This is a genomic window from Pseudomonas sp. 2995-3 (assembly GCF_002742565.1).
Lineage (GTDB): Bacteria > Pseudomonadota > Gammaproteobacteria > Pseudomonadales > Pseudomonadaceae > Aquipseudomonas > Aquipseudomonas edaphica.
In genome coordinates this window covers 1-696 of sequence record NZ_LJSB01000124.1, presented here as the reverse complement: position 1 = coordinate 696, position 696 = coordinate 1, and the positions used below count along the sequence as shown (strand labels likewise).

At 55.6% G+C, this 696-nt stretch carries 1 protein-coding gene; it reads left to right on the top strand.

Annotated features, from left to right (window positions below):
* Positions 1-696 (top strand): immunoglobulin-like domain-containing protein (locus tag AOA62_RS05150; RefSeq protein WP_368665705.1); only part of this gene is annotated, 696 nt, incomplete at both ends.

Genomic DNA, 696 nt, shown 5'->3' with positions numbered 1-696 from the left:
AGCGCAGTCAATGAAGGTGGTCAGATTACGTACACCGCGACCTTGAGCAACAAGGCCGGTACTGACGTAACCCTGAAGTTGGATAACGGCTCGACTATCACCATCAAAGCTGGCGATACCGTCGGCTCCGTGACTGTTGCAGCGCCTAGCGATGACGTGTTCATCGACAAGAGCACTCAGACCGTCAAGATCACCGACACCACTGGCGGTAACTTCGAAAAACTGGAAGTGGCTGGTGATGGTGCAACTACGACCATTAACGACACTATCGACAAAGTGGATGTGGTGCTGACCGCAACGACCACAGTGGGCGAAGGCGGCAACATCGTTTACACCGCGTCGCTGGTCGATAAGTCGGGCAATGCGGTGACCAACATCACCAGCCCGCTGACCGTGACCCTGGATAACGGCCAGACCATCACCATCGGCGTTAATCAGTCCAGCGGCAACGTGACCGTTGTAGCTCCAGATGACGTGTACAAGGGCGACCAGACCGTCACTACCGCTATTACTAACGTGACTGGCGGTGAGCACTTCGAAAACCTGGTGCCAGGTACTACGCCTGTCAGCACCACTGTCACCGATACTCCGGGTACTGATAACACCACTACCGTCACGTTGACCGCGCCAAGCGCAGTCAATGAAGGTGGTCAGATTACGTACACCGCGACCTTGAGCAACAAGGCCGGTACTGAC